The 21,903-nt window shown below is 73.4% G+C and carries 19 protein-coding genes and 1 riboswitch; of the genes, 5 read left to right on the top strand and 14 right to left on the bottom strand.

Translation table 11 applies throughout. The annotated features are described in order from the left end of the window. Positions 1-89: 89 nt before the first annotated feature. The 3 genes from nadC to nadA are packed head-to-tail and all read right to left on the bottom strand — an operon-like array spanning position 90 to position 3,570. The gene (nadC, locus tag H1226_RS07170) at positions 90-977 is read right to left on the bottom strand and encodes a carboxylating nicotinate-nucleotide diphosphorylase (RefSeq protein ID WP_224959595.1); all 888 of its coding nucleotides are present in this window, start codon (positions 975-977) and stop codon (positions 90-92) included. Next, positions 974-2,569 carry an L-aspartate oxidase gene (locus tag H1226_RS07165; protein WP_258347978.1) on the bottom strand — a complete coding sequence of 532 codons (1,596 nt, stop codon included), beginning with the start codon at positions 2,567-2,569 and terminating at the stop codon, positions 974-976. The genes nadC and H1226_RS07165 overlap by 4 nt, the downstream gene beginning before the upstream one ends. Further along, a complete protein-coding gene (gene nadA, locus H1226_RS07160) occupies positions 2,566-3,570 on the bottom strand; it encodes a quinolinate synthase NadA (protein ID WP_258347977.1) in 1,005 nt (334 codons plus the stop codon). The genes H1226_RS07165 and nadA overlap by 4 nt, the downstream gene beginning before the upstream one ends. Before the next feature lie 82 nt (positions 3,571-3,652). Between nadA and H1226_RS07155 the strand changes: the two genes are divergently transcribed. From H1226_RS07155 to H1226_RS07145, 3 genes are all read left to right on the top strand, one after another. Then, positions 3,653-4,366, top strand: coding sequence for an NUDIX hydrolase (locus H1226_RS07155; RefSeq protein ID WP_309148788.1), 714 nt, complete (start codon positions 3,653-3,655; stop codon positions 4,364-4,366). Positions 4,367-4,442: 76 nt separating this feature from the next. Then, the gene (locus H1226_RS07150) at positions 4,443-5,120 is read left to right on the top strand and encodes an LON peptidase substrate-binding domain-containing protein (RefSeq protein WP_258347976.1); all 678 of its coding nucleotides are present in this window, start codon (positions 4,443-4,445) and stop codon (positions 5,118-5,120) included. A gap of 54 nt (positions 5,121-5,174) precedes the next feature. After that, on the top strand, positions 5,175-6,131 hold the full coding sequence (locus H1226_RS07145; protein ID WP_258347975.1) for a hypothetical protein: 957 nt from the start codon (positions 5,175-5,177) through the stop codon (positions 6,129-6,131). An 81-nt stretch (positions 6,132-6,212) separates the two neighbouring features. On the opposite strand, the gene H1226_RS07140 is transcribed toward H1226_RS07145, so the two are convergent. Continuing rightward, a complete protein-coding gene (locus H1226_RS07140) occupies positions 6,213-6,803 on the bottom strand; it encodes a DUF2567 domain-containing protein (protein WP_224959344.1) in 591 nt (196 codons plus the stop codon). 406 nt (positions 6,804-7,209) lie between these two features. On the opposite strand from H1226_RS07140, the gene H1226_RS07135 reads away from it, so the two are divergent. Next, positions 7,210-9,159: a galactan 5-O-arabinofuranosyltransferase gene (locus tag H1226_RS07135; RefSeq protein ID WP_258347974.1), complete on the top strand. Its 1,950-nt coding sequence runs from the start codon at positions 7,210-7,212 to the stop codon at positions 9,157-9,159. A 49-nt stretch (positions 9,160-9,208) separates the two neighbouring features. Here the strand turns inward: H1226_RS07135 and H1226_RS07130 are convergent, their stop codons facing one another. Next, positions 9,209-10,429, bottom strand: coding sequence for a cytochrome P450 family protein (locus H1226_RS07130; protein ID WP_258347973.1), 1,221 nt, complete (start codon positions 10,427-10,429; stop codon positions 9,209-9,211). A 412-nt stretch (positions 10,430-10,841) separates the two neighbouring features. On the opposite strand from H1226_RS07130, the gene H1226_RS07125 reads away from it, so the two are divergent. Beyond that, a complete protein-coding gene (locus H1226_RS07125; RefSeq protein ID WP_258347972.1) occupies positions 10,842-11,786 on the top strand; it encodes an AsnC family protein in 945 nt (314 codons plus the stop codon). Positions 11,787-12,008: 222 nt separating this feature from the next. Here H1226_RS07125 and H1226_RS07120 read toward each other — a convergent pair whose 3' ends face one another. The 9 genes from H1226_RS07120 to H1226_RS07080 all read right to left on the bottom strand — a co-directional run bounded on the left by H1226_RS07120 (position 12,009) and on the right by H1226_RS07080 (position 21,845). Further along, positions 12,009-12,383 carry a hypothetical protein gene (locus tag H1226_RS07120; protein WP_258347971.1) on the bottom strand — a complete coding sequence of 125 codons (375 nt, stop codon included), beginning with the start codon at positions 12,381-12,383 and terminating at the stop codon, positions 12,009-12,011. Between the two features lie 118 nt (positions 12,384-12,501). Further along, complete coding sequence (locus tag H1226_RS07115; RefSeq protein ID WP_373690067.1) at positions 12,502-13,419, bottom strand: RluA family pseudouridine synthase; 918 nt, start codon at positions 13,417-13,419, stop codon at positions 12,502-12,504. An 11-nt stretch (positions 13,420-13,430) separates the two neighbouring features. Then, positions 13,431-14,144, bottom strand: coding sequence for a signal peptidase II (gene lspA / locus H1226_RS07110; protein WP_224959336.1), 714 nt, complete (start codon positions 14,142-14,144; stop codon positions 13,431-13,433). A 34-nt stretch (positions 14,145-14,178) separates the two neighbouring features. Then, positions 14,179-15,507 carry an aminotransferase class V-fold PLP-dependent enzyme gene (locus H1226_RS07105; protein WP_224966952.1) on the bottom strand — a complete coding sequence of 443 codons (1,329 nt, stop codon included), beginning with the start codon at positions 15,505-15,507 and terminating at the stop codon, positions 14,179-14,181. A 71-nt stretch (positions 15,508-15,578) separates the two neighbouring features. Next, a riboswitch (SAM riboswitch) is annotated at positions 15,579-15,693 on the bottom strand. 124 nt (positions 15,694-15,817) lie between these two features. Further along, a complete protein-coding gene (gene ileS / locus H1226_RS07100; protein ID WP_258347970.1) occupies positions 15,818-19,006 on the bottom strand; it encodes an isoleucine--tRNA ligase in 3,189 nt (1,062 codons plus the stop codon). Between the two features lie 399 nt (positions 19,007-19,405). Then, entirely contained in the window at positions 19,406-19,882 is a 477-nt protein-coding gene (locus H1226_RS07095) for a hypothetical protein (RefSeq protein ID WP_258347969.1), read from the bottom strand. Positions 19,883-20,000: 118 nt separating this feature from the next. Further along, positions 20,001-20,828 carry a DivIVA-like cell division protein Wag31 gene (wag31, locus tag H1226_RS07090; RefSeq protein WP_224959333.1) on the bottom strand — a complete coding sequence of 276 codons (828 nt, stop codon included), beginning with the start codon at positions 20,826-20,828 and terminating at the stop codon, positions 20,001-20,003. Positions 20,829-20,875: 47 nt separating this feature from the next. Further along, positions 20,876-21,175 (bottom strand): YggT family protein, encoded by a 300-nt coding sequence (locus tag H1226_RS07085; protein ID WP_224959332.1) that lies wholly within the window; start codon positions 21,173-21,175, stop codon positions 20,876-20,878. Positions 21,176-21,194: 19 nt separating this feature from the next. Further along, the gene (locus H1226_RS07080; RefSeq protein WP_224959331.1) at positions 21,195-21,845 is read right to left on the bottom strand and encodes a cell division protein SepF; all 651 of its coding nucleotides are present in this window, start codon (positions 21,843-21,845) and stop codon (positions 21,195-21,197) included. Positions 21,846-21,903 lie beyond the last annotated feature (58 nt).

Here is a 21,903-nt window from a genome sequence, read left to right as displayed (position 1 = left end):
TGATCGGCCGCGGACCGCCCCGGCGGTTCCGATCAGGTCCCGGGGCCGCCCGGCGGTGCTGATCGGCGCGCCGGGGGCGGCCCGGCCGGTCACATGTCCAGGCCGATGTCCAGCGCGGGCGAGGAGTGGGTGAGCGCGCCGACGGCGAGGAAGTGCACCCCGGTCTCGGCGTAGGTGCGGGCCACGTCGAGGGTGAGCCCGCCGGAGGCCTCCAGCTCGGTGCCGGGCGAGATCTCCTCGGTGCGGCGCACCGCGTCGGCGCAGTCCTGCGGCGTGAAGTTGTCGAGCAGGACGAGTTCGGCGCCCTCCTCCAGCACCTCGTCCAGCTCCTCCAGCGTGGACACCTCGACTTCGAGGGGCAGTTCCGGCGCGTGGTCGCGGCAGGCCCGCAGCGCCTCCACCACCGATCCGGCGGCCACCACGTGGTTGTCCTTGATCAGCATGGCGTCGCCGAGGCCCATCCGGTGGTTCACCCCGCCGCCGCAGCGCACCGCGTACTTCTGCAGCACCCGCAGCCCGGGCAGGGTCTTGCGGCTGTCCCGGATGCGGCAACCGGTGCCCTCCACGGCGCGGACCCACTCGGCGGTGGCGGTGGCGATGCCGGAGAGGTGGCAGAGCAGGTTCAGCGCGGTGCGCTCGGCGGTGAGCAGCCCGCGCACCGGCGCGTGCACGCTCAGCGCGCTCTCCCCCGGCATGATCATGTCCCCGTCGCCGCGGCTGTGCAGCACCTTGTAGCCGTCCGCGCCGAGCACCTCGTCGAGCACGGCGCGGGCGACGGGGATCCCGGCGACGACGCCGGCGGGGCGCGCCCGGAAGGCGGCTTCGGCGATGGCGTCGACGAGCACGGTGGCCTCGGTGGTGACGTCGAGCCCGTAGCGCAGGTCTTCGGCGAGCGCGGCCCGCACCAGGGTCCGGACCTCCTGCGGGTCGAGTCCGGCGGCGCGCAGGTGGCCGGTGGTCACCTCGGACAGGGTCATGCCACGCTCCTCGGGGGTTCTCGGTCGGTGCGGAACAGCCAGCCGGACACGTCCAGGCGCAGCGCGACGCTGCGCCGCCAGCGTACGTCGTCGCGCGCCGGATGATCACGCCTGCGATGGCTGCCGCGGGATTCGGTGCGGGCCTCGGCGGCGGCGAGCAGCGCCTGCGCGGTGAGCGCCAGAGCGGCGTCCTCCACCGCCTCGCGAGTCCGCAGTGGACGGACGATGCCCGCCTTGTCCAGCGTCGCGCGGGCCGCCGCGAGACCGTCCGCGGTGCGGCCGATCCCCGCGTGCGCGGTCATGGTGCGCTGCAGCAGCTCGCGGTCCACGACGGCGGCGGCCGGGACCGGCGGCAGCACCGGCCTGCGGGCCGCGATCAGCCCGCCGCGCAGGTCGCGGGCCACCGCCTCGGCGGCCCTGCCGCCCACGACCAGGCCTTCGAGCAGGCTGTTCGACGCGAGCCGGTTCGCCCCGTGCAGGCCGGTGCGCGCCACCTCGCCCGCCGCGTAGAGCCCGGCCACCCCGGTCCGACCGTCCACATCGGTCACCACGCCGCCGCAGGAGTAGTGCGCGGCGCTGGTCACCGGGATCGGTTCGCGGCGCGGGTCGACCCCGACGGCGCGGCAGGACCCGAAGACGGTGGGGAACCGGGCGGCGAACTCCGGGATGCCGGTGGCGTCCAGGTAGGCGCACTCGGCACCGGTCTCGGCGATGCGCCGGTCGATCTCCGCGGCGACCACGTCCCGCGGCGCCAGGTCGGCCAGCGGGTGCACCCCGGCCATGATCCGGTCGCCGCGGGCGTCCAGCAGCACCGCGCCCTCGCCGCGCACCGCCTCGGTGACCAGCGGGCGGCGGCCGCGAGCGCCGGGCACGTGCAGCGCCGTCGGGTGGAACTGGACGAATTCGAGGTCGGCCGCGGTGGCCCCGGCCCGCAGCGCGAACGCGATCCCGTCGGCGGTGGCCACCTCGGGGTTCGTGGTCGCGGCGTAGAGCCTGCCGAGCCCGCCGGTGGCGAGCAGCACGGCGGGGGCGCGCACCACTCCGGGGTTGCCGTGCGGGTCGAGCGCGAGGACCCCGGCGAGGGTGCCGCCGTCGCCGCGCACCGGTTCCGCCGCGCAATGCCGCTCCAGCACGGGGATCCCGCCGGTGCCGACCGCCTCGGACAGCGCCCGCTGCACCTCGGCGCCGGTGGCGTCCCCGCCCGCGTGGATCACGCGGAACGCGGTGTGCCCGCCCTCCCGGGTGCGGGCCAGCGCGCCGCCGGTGCCGTCGAACCGCGCGCCCGCCGCGCGCAGCCGCGCCACGGCGGCCGCCCCGTCGGCGAGGATCTCCCGCACCGCACGCTCGTCGCAGAGCCCGGCGCCCGCGGTGAGCGTGTCGGTGACGTGGCGCTGCACGCTGTCGCCCTCGTCGTGCTCGTCGGGGCGCACGACCGCGACGCCGCCCTGCGCCCAGCCGGTACCGCCCGCCGCCGCGGCGTCCTTGGTGATCACGAGGGTGCGCAGGCCGAGCTCGCGGGCGCGCAGCGCGGCGGTGAGCCCCGCGACCCCGGTACCGACGACGACGAGGTCGGCGCGCGCCTCCCAGGTCATTCGCCGCCTCCGGGCTTGCCGATGCCGATCATCCGCTGCACCGAGGCGCGGGCCCGTTCGGCGACGTCGGCGGGCACGTGCACCTCGTCGGCCTCCTCGCGCAGGCAGCGCAGCAGCGCGGCCGGAGTGATCATCTTCATGTAGCGGCAGGAGGCGCGGTCGTTCACCGCCCGGAAGTCGATCTCGGGGGCGGCGCGGCGCAGCTGGTGCAGCATCCCGACCTCGGTGGCCACGAGCACCGACTCGGCACCGGTGCCGCGCGCGGCGTCCAGCATCCCGCCGGTGGAGAGGATCTTGACCCGCTCCGGCGGCAACGTGCCCTCCCCCGCGAGGTACAGCGCGGAGGTCGCGCAGCCGCACTCCGGGTGGATGAACAGGTCGGCGTCCGGGTTCGCCGCGGCGCGGTCGGCGAGCTCGGCGCCGTTGATGCCCGCGTGCACGTGGCACTCCCCCGCCCACACGTGCACGTTCTCCCGCCCGGTCTCGCGGCGGACGTGCGCGCCGAGGAACTGGTCGGGGCAGAACAGCACCTCGGTGTCCGCGGGGATGGAGCGCACCACGTCCACCGCGTTCGAGGAGGTGCAGCAGATGTCGGTCTCCGCCTTCACCTCGGCGGTGGTGTTGACGTAGGAGACCACGACGGCGCCGGGGTGCTCGGCCTTCCAGGCGCGGAGCTGCTCGGCGGTGATCGAGTCGGCGAGCGAGCAGCCGGCCCGTTCGTCCGGGATGAGGATCTTCTTCTCAGGGCTGAGGATCTTCGCGGTCTCGGCCATGAAGTGCACGCCGCAGAACACGATCGTCGAGGCGTCGCTGGAGGCCGCGATGCGGCTCAGCGCCAGGGAATCCCCGGTGTGGTCGGCGATGTCCTGGATCGCGGGCAGCTGGTAGTTGTGCGCGAGCAGGACGGCGCCGCGTTCGTCGGCGAGCCTGCGGACCTCCTGCGCCCACGCCTGGTCCGGTTCGACGCCCGCGTACGGCGCGAGCTGTTCGGCGGCCACCATTTCTCCTCCTCACCGGCGGTGCGCGCCGCGGCGCGCGCGCCCCCGTTTGCTCCCCAGCAGTTTTCGCCTTAAGGTCGAAAACGTGCCTCATCGTAACACCGCAGGTCATGCGGACGGGAGAGATACCGCTCACGAAGTCCTCGCCGGAGTGCTGCGCGCGCAGGACGGCGTGCTCCACGTGCTGCTGTGGCAGCGCGCCCGGGAACCGCACCGGAACCGCTGGTCGCTGCCCGGCGGCAGGCTCCGCGACGACGAGGACGTGGAGACCTCCATCCGCCGCCAGCTCGCCGAGAAGGTCGACGTGCACAAGCTGAGCCACGTCGAGCAGCTCTCCGTGTTCAGCGAGCCGGCGCGCGTGCCCGGGCGGCGGACGGTCGCGACCGCCTTCCTCGGGCTGGTCCCCGCCGACGTCGACCCGGAGATCCCCGACGACACCGCCTGGCACCCGCTCGACGGCCTCCCCGACACCGCCTTCGACCACGAGCGCATCACCCGCGCCGCGCGGGACCGGCTGCGCGCCAAGCTTTCCTACACCAACATCGGGTTCGCGCTGGCGCCCGCCGAGTTCACCATCTCCGAACTGCGCCGCATCTACTCCGCAGCGCTCGGCTACGAGGTCGCGGCCACCAACCTGCAGCGGGTCCTCACCCGCCGCGGCGCGCTGCGACCCACCGGCCGCACCCTGCCCGCCGGACCCGCCGGGGGTCGGCCGCCCGCGCTGTTCCGCTTCACCCAACCCGACCTGGAGATCACCGATCCGTTCGCGGTGCTGCGCCCGCCGGCCGAGCGGACCTGACCGGCGGCCCCGCCGACCGAGCTCACCGGTGCGCCGTGGTGGCCGATCGGCGGGGCCGGGACGTAGGTTGGCGGTCGTGACCGACACGCTCCCGCTGTTCCCGCTGAGCACCGTGCTGCTCCCCGGCGCCGACCTGCCGCTGCACGTCTTCGAAGCGCGCTACCGGCAGCTGGTCCTCGACCTGGTCGACGAGGTCGTCCCGGACCGCCGGTTCGGCGTCGTCGGCATCCGCCAGGGCTGGGAGGTCGGCGACGACAACGTCGACTCGATGTACGACGTGGGGTGCTCGGCGCGGTTGCGGCAGGTGCAGCAGCTGCCGCAGGGCCGGTACGACATCACCGCGGAGGGCGGGGCCCGGTTCCGGCTGCTGCAGATCGACCGGGAGGCCGCGCCGTACCTGATGGCCCGCGTGGAATGGCTCCCCGACGACGAACCCGACGAGGACCCGCGGCTCGTCAGCAGGCTCGACGAAGCCGCCCGCGAAGCCCACGAGCGCTACCACGGCACCGGCCTCCGCGGCGACCACTACGAACCCGCGGCGGCCGACCTCGAACCCGGCGAGCTCTCCTACGCGCTGGCGGAGGACTGCGTGCTCAGCACCGAGGACCGCCAGGCGCTGCTCGCCGAGACCGATCCGCTGGCCCGGCTGCGGCTCGTGCGGCGGCTGCTGGCGCGGGAGGCGCAGTTCCTGCGGGAACTGCGGGCCGTCCCGGCACCGTTCGCGGAGTTCGCCGAGCAGACCAGCGTGAACTGACCACTGCGCGCAACGCCGTCCGGAGCGCCGCGATCACTCGCTAGGATCTCGCCCATGTCATCACCTGGCGGGCCGGGAACCTGGGGTTCCCCGGAGAACGGGGACGCCTGGGGCAGGCGCGAGAACTGGGGCGCGCAGCCCGGGCAGCACGTCGGCGGACCGCCGTACCAGGGCGGCATGCGCTACCAGGGCTTCGGCACCTTCGACCGCGCGCCGCAACCGGCCGCCGCGCCACCACCGCCTCCTTCCCCGCCGCCGCCGAAGCGCAACCGCGGCCCGCTGGTCGCGCTGTCCGCCGCGGTGGCCGTCGTGCTGGTCGTGGTGATCACCGCGGTTCTCTTCGGCGGCTCGGGCGGGGACGACGACGCGCAGGCCGGGACGGCACCCGCCCCCGCCTCGGAGTCGCTCGCGGCGCCGCAGACCTCCGCCGAGACCTCCCCCGGCTCGTCCCCGCCCACCGCACCCGCGCCCGCACCGCTGGTACCGGGCTGGCAGGCGGTGGCGGTGCCGAAGCGGCAGGCCGCCTACGACGTCCCGCCGGAGTGGCGGCTGGAGACCCCGGACAACGTGATCGGCTTCGGGGAGCAGGACGACCCGGTGACCATGACCGGGGTCGCGATCTACCAGCGCGGCTACTGCCCGGACCGCGGCGGCAGCTTCCGCGCGCTCGCGGGCGCCACCGCGCGGCGCGGCCCGGACGACGCGACGGTCGCCACCGACACGGCCCGCCGGTTCGCCGAACTCGCCTACGGCGCCGACGCCCGGATCGAGCTCGGGCCGCCGCAGCCGGTGGTGCTTCCCGGTGGTCTGCCGGGGACCAAGGTGGTCGCCACCGCGTTCCCCGCGCCCGCGGCGTGCGGCGCGCCGAGCGCGGTGGTCAACGTGCTCGCCACCAACGGGAACGGGGAGAGCTCGGTGGTGCACGTCGTCGGTGCCGACCAGGAGGTGCCCGGCGCCGTGACCCCCGACGTCCTCGACGGCATCACGGCCTCGGTGCGCCCCGCGGGCTGAGCGGAGCCCGCCCCGCCCCGCGGGCCGAACGACCCCCAACCGGCCCGCGGGCTGAGCGGTGCCGCCGGGCGACCGAGCCGATCAGCTGCGGCGGCCCAGGTCGTCGAAGCCGTTCCAGGAAGCGGCCAGGCCGTAGCCGAGCGCCAACCCCAACGGCTGCACCAGCACGGCCCACGGCGTGCCGACCGCGGGCGGGACGGTGAGCGCGGAGCCGAAGCCCAGGTCCGCCGGCCACGGGTACAGCTCGGACGCGAACGTCGCCCCCATCCGCATCGCCAGCCACGCCGAGACCAGCGAGCCGAGCGCGGCGGCGACCAGCAGCACCGGCCCGCGCCGCCTGCGCAACGTCCACAGCACGGCCGCGGTGACGATGCCGGTCGCGAACGACAGCAGCAGGAACAGCGCCAGCGCGTCGAAGTCGTGGTAGCTCTCCACGATCTGCGCGGGCACCGGGGTCCCGGTGCGGCCGAGCAGGCTCGCCTGCGGCGGCGCGATCCGGGACCACACCCACCCCAGCGGCATCCCGAGCAGCGCCACCAGGGACAGCGCGCTCAGCGCGGGCAGCAGGTCGGCGCGCACCGCCGGCCGCCCGGTCCGCTCCTCCGGTCCGGGCACGCGCACCGCACCTGCGGGTTCGGGTGTTCCGCTGGTCTCGACCGCTCCTGGTGGCAACAGCCGACCCTCCTCGGTGGTGTGGCAGGCACTGGCCCGCCTCGGGGCCTGCGCGGTGGGTTGTTCGTCGGTTCCGTCGGCGGCGGGGCCGCCGCGCACGCCACCGGCGGCGGCTCCTCGCGGGGACGGCTCGTCCCGTGCACCGAGCGGTTCCGCAGCGGGGGGGACGCCGGGGTCCCGCCATCGGCCCCTCGCGGCAGGAGCACGAAGTCGACGCCTCCAGCACCCTAGCGGGTGATCGTCGGCACCCGCCCAGGCGCGGCGCGGGCGCCGGGTGGCCATCCTCTATTCTGCGCGGGCGTCCTGTCCCCCACTTCCGAAGGATCGAACCCACGTGGCGGGAACCTTGCCGAGTCCGGTGCTCACCGGGCCCCGATCGATCGATGCGCCGCGCCGGAGTTCCGCCGTGCGACTTCCGCTGCGCAGCACCGTTTCCGAGCTGGTCGCGGGATCGGTCGTCGCCGCCGCGGTGAGCCTCGTCCTGCAGTTCGCGGCGGCGCGGCTGGGCATCAGCGAACCGAGCTTCGCGCCGGAGGCGCTGGCCTCGCTCGGCGCCGCGCTGGTGTTGTTGATCACGTTCGTGCTGCTGGCGGTCGGCCCCACGCGGTTGCCGCGGCCGGTGCGGCTGGCGGGGACGTGGGCCGCGCTGTCCACGTTCACCACGCTGGCGCTGGCGATCCCGCTGCAGGCGACGCGGTACTACTTCGGCGGTTCCTCGACGGACAACGCGTTCCGCCTGCAGTACATGACGCGGGCGGCCTCCACGTGGGGCCTGTCCGACATGAACTACGCGGGTGTCGCGCCGTACTACCCGGGCGGCTGGTTCTGGCTGGGGGGCAGGTTCGCGAACCTGCTCGGCTGGGAGGGCTGGGCCGCCTACAAGCCGTACGCCTTGATCTGGGTGGCGGTGACGAGCGTCGTCGCGTTCACGTTGTGGAGCGTCGTGGTGCGCAGGCGGCTGGCGCTGCTGGCGGCCATCGCGACCTCGCTGGCGGGGATGCTGCACGGCATCGAGGAGCCCTACGCGTGGCCGTCGGCGGCGTGGCTGGCGCCGATCGCCGTGCTGGCCTGGCACGCCCTGCGCCGCGAGGAGCGCGCCCCGCGCTGGACGCTGGTGTGCGTCGGCGGGTACGTCGGTTTCGCGGCGATCACCTACACGCTGCACTTCGGCTTCGCGGTGCTGCTGATCGTGGCGATGGCCGTGGTGGTCGGCGTGTTCCGGGTCCGCCGCGGCGAGCGGGTGTGGCCGACGGTCCAGCGCATGTTCTTCCGGCTGCTGCCGATCGGCGTGGTCAGCGGGCTGATCTCGCTGCTGGTGTGGCTGCCGTACGTGCTGGCCACGCACGTGTTCACCGACAACCCGCGCAGCGCGGCGCTGCACTACCTGCCGGAGGACGGTTCGTTCCTGCCGGTGCCGATGACGGACGCGAGCCCGGTCGGCGCGCTGTGCCTGGCCGGGTTCGCCTGGCTGGTGCTGCGCGCGCGGCGCAGCGAGGTCGCGGCGGCGATGCTGACCGTGGTGGTCGCGATCTACACCTGGTTCGGCCTCTCGACGCTGGCGCTGGTCGCGAAGACGACGCTGCTCGCGTTCCGGCTGAACGTGATCCTGGGCGTGGTGCTGGCGGTCGCCGGGGTGTTCGCGGTGCTGGAGTTCATCGGCTGGCTGCGGGAACGGGTGGACGCCGCCTACGCCGCGCGGATCACGGTGCTGTCCTGCGCGCTGGGGCTGCTCGGCGCGATCACGTTGACGCAGGGCGCGATCGGCAGCGCGCTGGCACCGTCCGCGACGCAGGCCTACGAGGACTACTACCCGACGGGCGACAACGCGAAGGGCGCCCGCGACCCGGAGCAGACGGGTTCGTGGGCCGACGACGTGTACCGGGCGGTGTCGCAGCTGACCGGCCGCCCGCCGCAGCGGAACCTGCTGCTGACCACCGACTACAAGCTGCTGTCGTTCCAGCCGTACTGGAGCTTCCAGCAGGAGACGCCGCACTACGCGAACCCGCTGGCGGACTACGACGGGCGGACCGCGGAGATCGAGCGCTGGACGAAGGCCCGCAGCGGCCAGGAACTGCTGGACATGCTGCAGCGCAGCCCGTTCACCACGCCGAACGTGTTCGTCCTGCGCAACCAGGACAGCCCGGTCGCCTCGGAAGCGGACCAGGAACGCGCCGCGGACCCGTCGGACGAGAACGGCCGGAAGCTGGCGCTGAACCTCAAGGGCGACGCGTTCCCGCAGCTGCCGAACGTGCGGGACTACGACGTGTTCTTCGACCCGGCCGCGTTCGACGACCCGCGGTTCGAGCGCCGCGAGGTCGGCCCGTACACGGTGATCGCGCTGCGCGACGCGCGCTGACCCGCACGACCACCGCGCCCCCGGGATCGCCCCGGGGGCGCGGTGCGTTTCAGGACAACCTGATCGGCAGTTCTTCCAGCCCGTGCACGAGGGTGCTGGGCCGCCACCGCAGTTCCGCCGGGTCCACGGCCAGGCTCAGCTCCGGGAAGCGCTCCAGCAGTCCGCGCACCGCGATCCGCGCTTCGAGCCGGGCGAGCGAGGCGCCGAGGCAGAAGTGGATGCCGTGCCCGAAGCCGAGGTGCCCGGTGCTGGGGCGGCTCAGGTCGAACTCGTCGGGCCGGTCGAAGCGCCGCTCGTCCCGGTTCGCCGAACCCAGCGATACCAGCACCAGCTCCCCCGCCGGGATGTCCACGTCGCCGAGCCGGACCGGTTCGGCGGTGTGCCGCATGGTCGCCAGGTTCACCGGGCTCTCGTGCCGCAGCGTCTCCTCGACGGCGTCGTCGACGAGGTCCGGGTCGGCGCGCACCTGGGCCAGCCGCTCCGGGTTGCCGAGCAGGTCGTGGACGCAGTTGCCGATGAGGTTCACCGTCGTCTCGTGCCCGGCTGCGAGCAGCAGGAACGCCATCGAGATCAGTTCGGGTTCGCTGAGCCGGTCCGCGCCGTCGGCGGCCGCGATGAGCGCGCTGATCAGGTCGTCGCCCGGTTCTTCGCGCTTGCGGGCGACGAGCCGGGTGATGTACTCGCCGATGGCGGCCCCGGCCGAGTTGATCGTCTCGGCGTCGGCGCCGTTGACCAGCGCCGTGGTCCACCGCTTGAAGTCCTCGTGCCGTTCCTGCTCCACGCCGAGCATCTCGGAGATCACGGTGATGGGCAGCGGGAACGCGAACTCGTGCAGCAGGTCGATCTCGCCGCGGCCGGCGAGCTCGTCGAGGAGTTCGCCGGTGAGCTGCTCGACGCGGGGCCGGAGGTCTTCGACGCGGCGCGGGGTGAAGCCCTTGAGCACGAGCTTGCGCAGCCGGGAGTGGTCCGGCGGATCCGTGTTGAGCAGGTGCGCGTTGAGGTCGTCGATGAACTCGGCGCGGTGCGCGCCCTCCCCCAGCTGGTTGTCGATGGCCTTCTTGGTGCCTTCGACGTTCTTCTGCAGCCTCGGGTCGGAGAGCGCCTGCCGTGCTTCGGCGTAGCGGGTCACGACCCACACCGGGATGCCTGACCGGCTGATCACCCGCTGCGCGGGGGCGTCGGCGCGCAGCCGCGCGTAGCGCAGGTAGGGATCTTGCATGAACGCGTCGTCGAGGACGGTCGGCTCGGCGTCCTCCGTGGTGGCGGGCATCGCGTCCTCTCGGGTCGGAGGCTGTCGCGGGACAGTCAACTCGCCGCTGTCTGAGAGGATTCTCAGCTCCCAGGGCGGTCCCGAGACCACCATCCGAGGTGCTCCGCGGGTACCGCCGCGGACGCGGGAGGGGCCGCCCGAACGGCCCCGCTCCGCTCATCCGATCAGCAGGTGCCAGGCCCGTCGGCTCGCCCCGCACCTCCCGTTCTCGGTGCGAAGGGGCGGCCGCGGCGGTGCCGGGCCGGGACGGCCTGACGCCACTACCCGGCGCCGTCGGCGACCCTCCCGGACGTGCCGCGGATCCGCGCCCGGCCGGATCGATCCCGAGCTCGACGAGCTCGGCGGACCGGGTTCCGGCGAACATCCCGCCCTTGCGGACGGTGATCGTCCCTAGGGGGTAGCGTGGCCTGACGTGACCGCACCTGATCCCGTGGACGTACGTCTGCTCACCGCCGTCGCCGAATCCGGGCGCGCCGCGGTGCACGAGATCGCGTCGCGGCTCGGGATGGACGTCCGCGACGTGGCCGCCCGGCTCGCGGTGCTCTCCACCACCGGGCTGCCCATGGTCGTCGGCGTCGAGTGCGACCCGGTGGGCATCCGCAACGCGGTCGCCGCCGCGAACGCCTGGACCCAGGCCAGCGGCGGCTACCAGGTGCCCAACCCGCCCAGCGGCCCGCAACCGTTCACCCCCGCGGGCCCGCCCGCCTCCTTCGGCCAGCCGCAGCAGGCCAGGCCCGCGCCGCCGCCCGCACCGCAGCAGGCGCAGCCGAACCCGTGGGGCCCGCCCGGATCAGCCGCGTGGGCGCGCGGCGACCAGCAGCGGCCCCCGCAGCCCGGCCAGCCCGCGAGCGGACCGCAGTCCGGGCCGCAACCGGCGCAGCAGCCGGCGAACCCGCACGCGCCGACCGCCAAGACCCCGGTGCCCGCCGCGGCCCGCACCGGCAAGGTCGGCAGCAAGCTCGACGTGGACGGCCCCGAAGGCGAGCGGATCACCATCCAGCTCGTCGAGGTCGTCGACCCGGCCGACTTCCTGTTCACCGCGGCCGGTTACCAGCTGCAGGAGGGCGAGCGCTCGGTCGTCGTGCACACCGAGCTCACCAACCGCAGCCCGATGCCGTTCACCTCGCTGCCCGACCTCTACCTGGTCCTGGTCGCCGAGGACGGGTCCACCGTGGGCAAGGCACCGGTCGCCCTGTCCTCCCGGCCGCCGCACCGCATCGGCGTGCCGCCCGGCGAGACCGCGGGCGGGCACACCGTGTACGTGCTGCCGGAGGACACCGAGCTGTCCACGGTCCGCTGGGCCATGCGCCCCGGGGACGACCAGCGCACCCTCCACTGGGACATCACCGATCTCTGATTCCGCGCTCGCGCTGCTGAGCGGGGCGGTGGTGGGGCCTCGGCCGCCCGCTCGCCGAGGGGGATCGTTCGCACCGGTGGCTCTGCGCCACCGGGAGAGCGCCGTCCTCGCTGGAAGACGGCCGAGGACTCGCGCGGGGCGGCTTGCCCAGGTGGTCGCCGGTGACGGGAAGACACCGGACCCGCCGCGGGAGCCCGCAGCCGGTCCGTCCACTTCGGACTCTCAGTTGCCGCGGCGGCGAACCCAGTCGAGGGGACCGCCGCGAGGGCGCTCCGGGCGGCGTTCGCGGCGTTGCAGGGTCGGCCAGTCACCCGCGTCCGCGGACGGGCCGGGTTCCGGATCGGCGCCGAGCACCGCCGGGCCCGCGCGGCCGACGTCCTCCGCCGCCAGCAGCTCCGCGAGCCCCTGCTGGCCGGGATCGGTCCGCTCCGCGTCGGTGGTGGGCCACCGCTCCTCGACCTCCGCGCGCTCGTCCCGCCGCGCGGGCGCGGACGGCGGTGCACCGCCCAGCGGCAGACCCGTCGGCGGCGTCGGCGTGTCGTCGGTGAACTCCGCGCGACGCCCGTCGAACGTCCCGCTCGCTCCGGCCTGGGTCATCGGCCACTCCCCCCGCTGTTCCTGGATCAGCACGACCACGCTACGCGACCGGCCGGACCCGTCCGGACGACGATCGCCGCAACGCGCGTCCCGGCGGCGGGAGCGGGCGGCCGGCGGCTCAGGAGTCCTGTTCGCGGAGGGTGTCCAGTGCGTGCTGCAGGTCGTCCGGGTAGTCGCTGGTGAACGTCACCCACTGCCCGTCGGCGGGGTGCTCGAAGCCGAGCATCCGCGCGTGCAGCCACTGCCTGCCGAGCTGCAACCTCCGCGCCAGCACCGGATCCGCGCCGTAGGTGAGGTCGCCCGCGCACGGATGCCGGACCGCGGAGAAGTGCACCCGGATCTGGTGCGTGCGCCCGGTCTCCAGCTTCACGTCCACCAGGGACGCGGCGCGGAACGCCTCCACCGTCTCGTAGTGGGTGATGCTGGGCTTGCCGCCGCTGACCACGGCGAACTTGTAGTCGTGCTTGGGGTGGCGGTCGATCGGCGCGTCGATGGTGCCGCTGCTCGGATCGGGGTGGCCCTGCACCAGCGCGTGGTAGCGCTTCTCCACGGTGCGCTCCTTGAACGCCCGCTTCAGCGCGGTGTAGGCGTGTTCGCTCTTCGCGGCGACCATGACGCCGGTGGTGCCCGCGTCGAGCCGGTGCACCACGCCCTGGCGCTCCGCGGCGCCCGAGGTCGCGATGCGCACGCCCGCGGCGGCGAGCCCGCCGATCACGGTGGGGCCCTCCCAACCGGGGCTGGGGTGCACGGCGACGCCGATGGGCTTGTCGACCACGACGATGTCGTCGTCCTGGTGCAGGATCCGCAGGCCCTCCACGGGCACCGCGACCACTTCCGGTTCGGGCCGCGCGTCGGGCAGCGTCACTTCCACCAGCCCGCCCGCGATCAGCCGGTCCGACTTGCCGACGGGAGCGCCGTCGAGCAGCACCTCGCCGGATTCGGCGAGCCCCGCCACCGTGTTCCGGGACAACCCGAGCAACTTCGCCAGGCCCGCGTCGACCCGCATCCCTTCGAGGCCGTCGGGGACCGGGAGCATCCGCAGATCGCTCATGCCCGGTCCTCGCGCTTCTTCCGGGTGTGCACGGTGCCGTCGTAGTCGCGGCCGAGCAGCGACAGCAGCACCACGAGGATCCCGCCGCACACGATGGACGAGTCGGCGACGTTGAACACCGGCCACACGCTGCCGTCCGGCGCGAACAGCGACACGAAGTCCACGACGTGGCCGCGCAGCGGCCCGGGCTCCCGGAACAACCGGTCGACCAGGTTCCCGCACGCCCCGCCCAGCACCAGGCCGAGCCCGACGGCCCACCCGGTGGAGCGCAGCTTCGGCGCCAGCCACACGATGACGCCGACCACGACGATCGCCAGCAGCGCCAGCAGCCAGGTCATGCCGGTGGCCAGCGAGAACGCCGCCCCCGGGTTGCGCACCAGCACCAGGTACACCGCCCCGCCGAACAGTTCCAGCGGCGGCTGCCCGTCGAGCCGCGCGACCGCGGCGATCTTGGTCACCACGTCCGCGGCGAGCAGCAGCGCGGCCACCCCGAACAGCAGCGCCAGCAGCTTCCGCGAGGCACGGCCACCGGCCGCCCCGACCGCGGTCGAACCGTCGCCGTCCGAACCCGGGTCCGGCTCGCTCGCGGCGGTACCGCCGTCCCCGCTCGCGGCGGGTCGCGCTTCCGGTTCTGAGGACGAGCCCTCGCCGGTCGCGGGGTTCGATCCGGGCTGCTCGGAGTCGGACTGCTCGGTGTTCACCCGGCCCATTCTCCCCGACCGCCGATCGGTCGTTCGCAGCGGCTCACGCCAACGCGGCGGGGAACTCGCGCGGGTCGTCGACGGGCACCCAGCGGCCGCCGTCCAGTTCGTAGCTCCACTGCGGACCGTGGGCGACGAGCCCGCGCAGCGCGGTGACGATCCGGTCCACGTGCTCGACGGTGGTGCCGAGACCGAGGCTGATCCGCACGGCGCGCTGCGCGTCGGTGCCCGCCAGCAGGTGCCGCACGGCCCGGTGGGCGCAGAACAGCCCGTCCCGCACGCCGATGCCGTGCTCCGCGGACAGCGCCGCCGCCAGCAGCCCGGGGTCCTGGCCGTCCACGGTGAAGCTGACCACGCCGACCCGGTCGTGCTCGGGGCCGAACAGGCCCAGCTCGCGCAGCCCGGGCACGGTGGCGAGCCCGGCGCGGAGCCTGCGCAGCAGCAGGTCCTCGTGCCCCTCGATCGCCTCGGCGTGCTCGGCGAGCACCTCGCAGGCCTTGGCGAGCGCGTGCACCCCGACGGTGTTCGGCGAACCGGCCTCGTGCCGCTCCGGACCGGTGTTCCAGTCGATCTCGCCCGCGTCGGGGACCGATCGGGTGGCGCCGCCGCCGGCCAGGTACGGCTCGGCCCGGTCCAGCCAGTCGTCGCGGCCGATGAGCGCTCCCGCGCCGAACGGGGCGTAGAGCTTGTGCCCGGACAGCACGGCGTGGTCCACGCCGAGGTCGGCGATGCGCACCGGGCGGTGCGGGGCGAGCTGGGCGGCGTCGAGCACGGTGCGGGCGCCGTGCTCGCGGGCGACGCGGGCGAGCTCGGCGACCGGCCACAGCTCGCCGGTCACGTTGGACGCCCCGGTGAGCACGGCCAGCTTCGGCCCGTCGGCGCACTCGGCGAGCGCGGCGTCGAGCAGCCGCACCGCCTCCTGCGGGCTCTCCGGGATGCCGAGGTGGTGCACCCGCTCCCCCGCCCACGGCAGCAGCGCCGCGTGGTGCTCGGTGTCGAACACGACCACCGAGGTGTCCGCGGGAAGCGCGGCGGCCAGCAGGTTCAGCGCGTCGGTGGTGTTCCGGGTGAAGATCACCGAATCGGTGCGGCGGGCGCCGACGAACCGGCGCAGCGTCTCCCGCGCCCCCTCGTAGACCCGGGTGCACACCTGGGAGGCGAACCCGGCGCCGCGGTGCACGCTGGCGTACCAGGGCAGCAGCTCGTTCACGGCGTCCCGCACCGCGTTCAGGCAAGGCGCGCTGGCCCCGTGGTCCAGGTTGGCGTACTCGGCGGAACCGCCGGTGACCAGCGGAACCCGCAGCTGCGCGCCGACGACCGCGGGGACCGCGGGAACGGAGTCCACGACGGACCAGATCGGGGTTTCGGCGATCTCGCCGGTGGCGGAGCGGACGGCTGACGACACGATGCCTCCTGGGGCCTCACCGGGCCCGGAGCATTCGGGGCCCGCGCTTGCCGATCGCCCTGCGCGATCGGCCAGGTCCTCACCCGGGGCACCCCACCGCGGTAGGAGGGTTGCCGGCCAGCAAACCGGGGTTTCCCGCTGGCACTCATGACCTTCGACGGAGAAGACTAGGGATCGCCCCCGCCGCGCGCAACCACCCCGCGCGAAGTGGGAGGTGCGCCACGCCCGTCCGGGCGGATCCGCGGTGGTTCCCGCGGACCCGCCCGGCGGCGGCCGATCAGACCCGTTCGACGGCGACCGAGACGTCCACGCCGTCCCCGACGCTGCCCGCGGAACCACCCGCGGCCGCGCCCTCGGACACGGCGTCCGCGAGGGTTTCGGCGGCGATGAACTCGCGGTGCGCGTCCACGGCCGCCAGCACCTCGGCCGGCGCGGAGACCTCGACGCGGATGCGGTCGGAGATCTCGAAACCGGCGTCCCGGCGCGCCTGCTGCACGACGCGCACCAGGTCGCGGGCCACGCCTTCGGCGGCCAGCTCCGGCGTGACGTCGCAGTCCAGCACCACCATCCCGGCGCCGCCCGGCAACGCGGCCGCGGCACCGGAGTCGGTGGACACCAGCCGCTCGGTGAACTCGCCCTCCTGCAGTTCGGTGCCGTCGGCGACCACGCCCCCGGCCGCGTTGCGGGTCCAGTCACCGGACTTCACGGCCTTGATCACCCGCTGCACGTCCTTGCCCAGCCGAGGTCCGGCGGCGCGGGCGTTCACCGCGATCTCGAACCGGCCGTGCGCGGCGACGTCGGTGGTCAGCTCGACCTCCTTGACGTTCACCTCGTCCCGGACCAGGTCGACGAACGGCCGCAGCGACTCGGCCTCCGGCATGGCCACGACCAGCTTCGCCAGCGGCAGCCGGACGCGGCGCGAGTTCGACTTCCGCAGCGCCAGCGCCGAGGAGCACACCTGCCGCACCCGGTCCATCGCGGAGACCAGCGCCGCGTCGGCAGGCAGCTCGTCGACCAGCGGCCAGTCCGCCAGGTGCACCGAGCGGCCGCCGGTGAGCCCGCGCCACACCGCTTCCGCGGTCAGCGGCAGCAGCGGCGCCACCACCCGGCAGGTCACCTCCAGCACGGTGTGCAGGGTGTCGATGGCATCGGCGTCCCCGGCCCAGAACCGGTCCCGGGAGCGGCGCACGTACCAGTTGGTCAGCACCTCCAGGAAGTCGCGGACAGCGGCGCACGCCCCGGCCGGGTCGAACACGTCCATCGCGGCCTGCACGTCGCCGACCAGCTCGTGCGCCTTGGCGAGCACGTAGCGGTCCAGCACGTGCTCGCTGTCCACCCGGAACCGGCCCTCGACTCCTTCGGCGTTGGCGTACAACGCCAGGAAGTACCAGGAGTTCCACAGCGGCAGCACCGCCTGGCGCACCGCGTCCCGGATGCCGCGCTCGGTGACCACCAGGTCCCCGCCGCGCAGGATCGGGCTCGCCATCAGGAACCAGCGCATCGCGTCCGAACCGTCGCGGTCGAAGACCTCGTTCACGTCCGGGTAGTTGTTCTTCGACTTCGACATCTTCATGCCGTCGTCGCCGAGCACGATGCCGTGCGCGACCACGTTGGAGAACGCGGGCCGGTCGAACAGCGCGGTGGCCAGCACGTGCAGCAGGTAGAACCAGCCGCGGGACTGGCCGTTGTACTCAACGATGAAGTCGCCCGGGTAGTGGTGCTCGAACCAGTCGGAGTTCTCGAACGGGTAGTGGACCTGCGCGAACGGCATCGCCCCGGACTCGAACCAGCAGTCCAGCACCTCCGGCACCCGCCGCATCGTGGACGCGCCGGTCGGGTCGTCCGGGTTCGGCCGGGTCAGCTCGTCGATGTTCGGGCGGTGCAGGTCGGCGGGCCGCACCCCGAAGTCGTGCTCCAGCTCGTCCAGCGAGCCGTACACGTCGGTGCGCGGGTACGCCGGGTCGTCCGAGGTCCACACCGGGATCGGCGAACCCCAGAACCGGTTCCGCGAGATGTTCCAGTCGCGGGCGTTGGACAGCCACTTGCCGAACTGGCCGTCCCGGATGTGCCCCGGCACCCAGTTGATCTGCTGGTTGAGCTCGACCATGCGGTCCCGGAACCGGGTGACGGCCACGAACCAGGACGACAGGGCCCGCTGGATCAGCGCGTTGTCGCAGCGCCAGCAGTGCGGGTACGGGTGGTCGTAGGTCTCGTGCCGCAGCAGCAGGCCCGATTCCTTGAGGTCCCGGATGATCTGCTTGTTCGCCTCGAAGACCTGCTGGCCCTCGTACGGCGCGACCTCGGCGGTGAACCGGCCGCGCGCGTCGACCGGGACGACCGGTTCGATGTCGTGCGCGTCGGTGACGGCCTTGTCGTCCTCGCCGAAGGCGGGCGCGATGTGCACGACACCGGTGCCGTCCTCGGTGGTGACGTAGTCGGCGGGCAGCACCTGGTGGGCGTTGGGCCGCCCGGCGAAGAAGTCGAACGGCGGCCGGTAGCTCGTGCCGACCAGCTCGGCGCCGGTGAACCGGGCGACGACGCGGTCCGCGACGTCCTCGCCGAGCTCCCGCGCGTACGCGCCCAGCCGGGCCTCGGCCAGCAGGTAGCGCTCGCCGCCCTCGCCGGGCTCGACCAGCGCGTAGTCCACCTCGGGGTGCACGGCGGCCGCGAGGTTCGACGGCAGCGTCCACGGGGTCGTCGTCCACACCAGGGCCAGCGCCCCGTCGAACGCCTTGCCCGGCGCGACGAGCCGCAGGCCCACCGTCACCGCCGGGTCCTGCCGCTGGCGGTAGGTGTCGTCCATCCGCGTCTCGGTGTTGGACAGCGGCGTCTCGCAGCGCCAGCAGTACCAGAGCACCCGGAAGCCCTCGTAGACCAAGCCCTTGTCCCACAAGGTCTTGAACGCCCACATCACGCTCTCCATGTAGTCCACGTCGAGCGTCTTGTAGTCGTTCTCGAAGTCCACCCAGCGGGCCTGGCGGGTGACGTAGTCCTCCCACTCCCGCGTGTAGCGCAGCACCGAGGCGCGGCAGGCGTCGTTGAACTCGGCGACGCCCATCGACTCGATCTCGGACTTCGAGGTGATGCCGAGCTGCTTCTCCGCCTGCACCTCGGCGGGCAGCCCGTGGCAGTCCCAGCCGAAGCGGCGCTCCACCCGGCGGCCGCGCATCGTCTGGTAGCGCGGCACCGCGTCCTTGACGTACCCGGTGAGCAGGTGGCCGTAGTGCGGCAGGCCGTTCGCGAACGGCGGCCCGTCGTAGAAGACGAACTCGTTCGAGCCGTTGACGCCCGCGTCCCTGGCCTGCACGCTCTCCCGGAACGTCCCGTCCGCGGACCAGAAGTCCAGCACTTCCCGCTCGACCTGCGGGAACGACGGTTGCGCGGCCACCCCGCGCTCCTGGGGGGCCTCTCGATCCGCGCCCTCCGGGGCGGTCGTTCCGCCGAATCGGACCTTCGGGTAAGCCATCGCGGGTGTTCTCCTCGCCGGTGTGTCGTCAGCAGCCGCACGGGCATCCGGACTCGATGCCCACACGGGGACGACACGGCGCGCGACCGATCCGGCCGCCCGCGTCCCGCGGTACCACCCCGCTTGCCACCGCAGAACGCGACGGCCACTCGTTGCCGGCTGTCACGGGCCGGACCCGTCCGGTTCTACTGGGACGCTGCTCCTGCTGGAGCGCGGCGCCCGTTCTTCCGGAGGCTCCCCGGTGATGGCCGGATCAACGCCGATGCGGGCCGGTCGCTCCCCGGCGACCAGCCCGCATTCAGCATAACCATTCGACGCCACCGGATTTCCGCGGCCACCGCGGTCCGCGCCCAGGGCCCTGAGCGCTCCGCGGTGGACTCCGCGTTCCCGGTGGCCGTGCTAGCGCGCGGCGCGCGCCCGTCCCGCCAGCACCGCGTCCGGGGTGCAGCGGGAGCAGGCCGTGAAGCCCAGTTCCCGGGCCTCCTTCGCCGGCAGTCCCTGCACCTCCCGCTCGCCGAGCCAGTCGCAGCTCGCCAAGTGGTACCGGGGGCGTTCGTCGACGACCACGACCTCGTCGTCCGATTCGGACACCAGCAGCGCGTCCGCCGCGTCGGTGTCCTCCTCGTCCGGTTCCTCGTCGACGTCGACCTCGCCGGCCGGTGCCGCCGGGTCCTGCCCCGCCTCGCCCGCGGAGACCGGTTGCCGCGGCGGTGAGCTCGCTTCCCTCCGCCGCCGCAACCGTTCCACCACGAGCAGTGCCGCGGCCAGCACGCTGAGCAGCACCGACAACCACGCCCATTCCGGGCGTTGGACCAGCACCGACGTCACCAGCACGCCACCGGCCGCCAGGACCAGGAACAGCACTACCAACAACACGCCGAACTTCCCTTCACCGCACCGTGCGGGGACCCCCTTGTCCCCTCCGCAGCCGACCACCGGCGGCCCCTGGGGCCGCGCGATGGCTCACGACCGGCGGATCCGGTCACCGGCCCGCTCAGCCGGCTTCGGCGGCCCGAGCTCCGAAGCTGTAGGTGTTCTGCTGGCCGGCAGCGCGGCTCCCGCTCTCGGCGGGTGCCGCCGATCCGCGGTCCTGCAGTTCACGCAGCTGCGATTCCAGGTAGGTCTGCAACCGGGTGCGGTACTCGCGCTCGAAGGTGCGCAAGGTGTCGATCTTCTTCTCCAGCGCGTTCTTCTCCTGGGTGATGTTGCCCATCACCTCGGCGTGCTTGCGCTGCGCGTCGCGTTCCAGACCGGCGGCCTTCTCCCTGGCCTGCCGCTCCAGCGTCTCGGCCCTGGTCCGGGCGTCGTTGAGCATCGTCTCGGCGCGGGTGCGCGCCTCGTTGACCATGCTGTCCGACTTCGACCGGGCGTCGGAGAGCAACTGCTCGGACTTGGTCCGGGCCTCCGAGAGCATGCCGTCGGCTTCGGCCTTCGCCTCGCCGGTCAGCCGGTCCGCCATCTCCTGGGCGAGCCCGAGGACCTTGGCGGCCTGCACGTGGTGGTCACCACCCGGCGAGGTCTGCTCGGCCGCGGTGGGAGCCGGGACCGGCGCGAGCCGACGCGGTTCCTCCACCGGAGCGGGGGCGGCGGGAACCGCGGACGCCTGACTGCGCGCATCGTCGAGATCGACCTGCGCGGTCTGCAGCTGGCCCTCCAGCTGCTCCATCTGGCTCCGCAGGTCGTTGTTCTCCTCCACCAACCGGGCGAGCTCGGCTTCAACCAGGTCGAGGAAAGCATCCACCTCGTCCTCGTTGTAACCGCGCTTCCCGATCGGCGGTTTACTGAACGCGACGTTATGCACGTCGGCGGGGGTCAAGCCCACAAGATCACCTCACGCACTCTTCGGCTGCGGGTCACCCGGGTTCCCCGTTACCCGGACTGCGCCCATAGTCTCAACAGCAGCTGCATCAGTATGAACACAACCAGCAGCAGCACCATAATGGATAGGTCCAGCCCTACACCGCCGATCCGGACCGTCGGGATCACCCGACGCAGCAGCCGGATCGGCGGGTCGGTCACTGTGTAGATGCTCTCCAACGCGATTGCAACCCCTCCAGCGGGGCGCCAGTCGCGGGCGAACACCCGGACGAGCTCGATCACGATACGGGCCGTGAGCAGCAGCCAGAAGAAGAAGACCGCGTAGTAAAGGACGATCAGCGCCAGTTCCACAGCTCAACTCTGCCACCGGTCACCCGTAGTTGAAAAAGGCACCCTCGGCCAAGCGGCGCTTGTCCTCGGCTGCGACGTCCACGTTCGGGGGTGAGAGCAAGAACACCCGGTTGGTGACCTTCTCGATCGAACCGCGCATCGCGAAGGCCAGACCTGCGGCGAAGTCGACCAGACGCTTGGCATCCGCTTCGTCCATCTCCGTCAGGTTCATGATCACCGGAGTGCCGTCCCGGTACTGCTCCCCGATCGTGCGGGCCTCGCTGTAGCTGCGAGGATGCAGAGTTGTGATCTTGCTCAAGTTGAAGTGGCTGCCGGTGTCGGTGACGGCCCGCAACCGGGAGACGGACTCCCGCTCGGCGGCCGTGCGCGCCGCGGTCTCCGGTGTCCACTGCCTGCGCGACGGCTTGACGTCGCGGTACTCCTCGCCGCGGTGACCGGTGTCCCGGTGCGCGGCCTCGCGGTGCCCGTGATCGTCGAATCCCTCGTCGGCGGCCGCCTCGTCCTGGTAGCCGCCGCGCACTCCGACGCGCCGCCGTCCGACCCGGTCGGCCGGCGCGTCGTACTCGCCCGCATCGCCGTACCGGTCGCCGTAGGGCTCGTCGTCGAAGTCGTCGACCTCGTCGGCGGGCACCATGCCGAAGTAGGCCTTCAGCTTGTGCATCGTGCTCATCGGCGTGCCCTTCCTCCGCGACTCCTCCGGAGCCGAGCGCGGTTCGACCGGCGTTCGA

This window comes from Saccharopolyspora gregorii, from assembly GCF_024734405.1.
Classification (GTDB): Bacteria; Actinomycetota; Actinomycetes; order Mycobacteriales; family Pseudonocardiaceae; genus Saccharopolyspora_C; species Saccharopolyspora_C gregorii.
This window is presented reverse-complemented; position numbering and strand designations above follow the sequence as displayed.

Coding starts and splice junctions, on each gene's coding strand:
- nadC (WP_224959595.1), bottom strand. CDS start 977: ATGACCCTGTCCGAGGTGACCACCGGCCACCTGCGCGCCGCCGGACTC.
- H1226_RS07165 (WP_258347978.1), bottom strand. CDS start 2,569: ATGACCTGGGAGGCGCGCGCCGACCTCGTCGTCGTCGGTACCGGGGTC.
- nadA (WP_258347977.1), bottom strand. CDS start 3,570: ATGGTGGCCGCCGAACAGCTCGCGCCGTACGCGGGCGTCGAACCGGAC.
- H1226_RS07145 (WP_258347975.1), top strand. CDS start 5,175: ATGTCATCACCTGGCGGGCCGGGAACCTGGGGTTCCCCGGAGAACGGG.
- H1226_RS07130 (WP_258347973.1), bottom strand. CDS start 10,429: ATGCCCGCCACCACGGAGGACGCCGAGCCGACCGTCCTCGACGACGCG.
- H1226_RS07120 (WP_258347971.1), bottom strand. CDS start 12,383: ATGACCCAGGCCGGAGCGAGCGGGACGTTCGACGGGCGTCGCGCGGAG.
- H1226_RS07115 (WP_373690067.1), bottom strand. CDS start 13,419: ATGCTCCCGGTCCCCGACGGCCTCGAAGGGATGCGGGTCGACGCGGGC.
- lspA (WP_224959336.1), bottom strand. CDS start 14,144: ATGGGCCGGGTGAACACCGAGCAGTCCGACTCCGAGCAGCCCGGATCG.
- ileS (WP_258347970.1), bottom strand. CDS start 19,006: ATGGCTTACCCGAAGGTCCGATTCGGCGGAACGACCGCCCCGGAGGGC.
- H1226_RS07080 (WP_224959331.1), bottom strand. CDS start 21,845: ATGAGCACGATGCACAAGCTGAAGGCCTACTTCGGCATGGTGCCCGCC.